At 57.9% G+C, this 935-nt stretch carries 1 pseudogene; it reads right to left on the bottom strand.

The window, feature by feature from the left end:
- Positions 1-935: pseudogene (locus EXE51_RS17610) on the bottom strand (hypothetical protein); the annotation flags it as partial.

Here is a 935-nt window from a genome sequence, read left to right as displayed (position 1 = left end):
GTGACCGTCTCTCCCTGTCCAAGCGTGCCCGAGTGTGATATAGTCTGACCGGCGACGGTCGCCGTTGGATCTTCTGTCACGTCGACATCGTCCCAAGTGATCGAGTAGTCGATCGAGCCGCCGACCGTCTCAACATTGACGACATCACCGTCATTGAGTGATGTCGATGCCGATCCTCCGGTTCCGAGTGAGATCCCGTTTATCGTTACATCCGGTTTTGAGACGAGGTTTACATACCCGAATTGCGTGGCATCGTTGTCGATCGTCAGATCGCCATCCGCCCGATTTTCGATCGTCACCGTCACCTGACTTTTGCTCGATACATCAATCGAACCATCATCGAAGTCGACCGTCTGTTCCGTGTCACCCGCGTTGTCGAACACTCCAATGCTCGTCCCGTCGATTGAGACTTCATACTCGCCAGCCCCCTCAAAACGTCCGTTGTTGACGCGGAAGGCGTTGAGCGTGTCAATCGTTGACGGGACATTCATCGTGATCGTTTTCGACTCGCCGGAGGCGATATAAAGGAGTCCGCTAACATCGGACGCATCGACGGCCGGCCCGGTGATCTCGCTCCCCGTCGCCGAGACCTCGGCGTTTCTCAATTGTGTCGCGTCCGATGTTATCGTCTCCGTCGTTGATGACTGTGTCAAACTGCCGGAGATCGATCTCGACGCCGACGACTCGTGGCCCGTGAGAGTCACGGTCACGTCTCGCGGGCTCGTCGTGCCGCCAACGTCGATCGGCATGCTTTGGCTGTCCGAGAGCGTTTCGCTCGTCGACGCTTGTGAGGTTTCCTCGATCCCTGTGAGCGTGACCGTCGCGTCTCGCGGCCTCTCGGTCCCACCAATGTTAAACGGCACCGAACCCCCGTCGGTGAATGTTCCGCTTGTCGAGTCCTGAGCCGTGTTCTCGACGCCCGTCACATCGATCGT

Origin of the sequence: Halorubrum sp. CGM5_25_10-8B (assembly GCF_005435095.1) — an archaeon.
GTDB classification, from domain to species: Archaea; Halobacteriota; Halobacteria; order Halobacteriales; family Haloferacaceae; genus Halorubrum; species Halorubrum ezzemoulense.
Note: the sequence above shows the minus strand (reverse complement) of the source record. Positions and strands in the feature narration are given on the sequence as shown.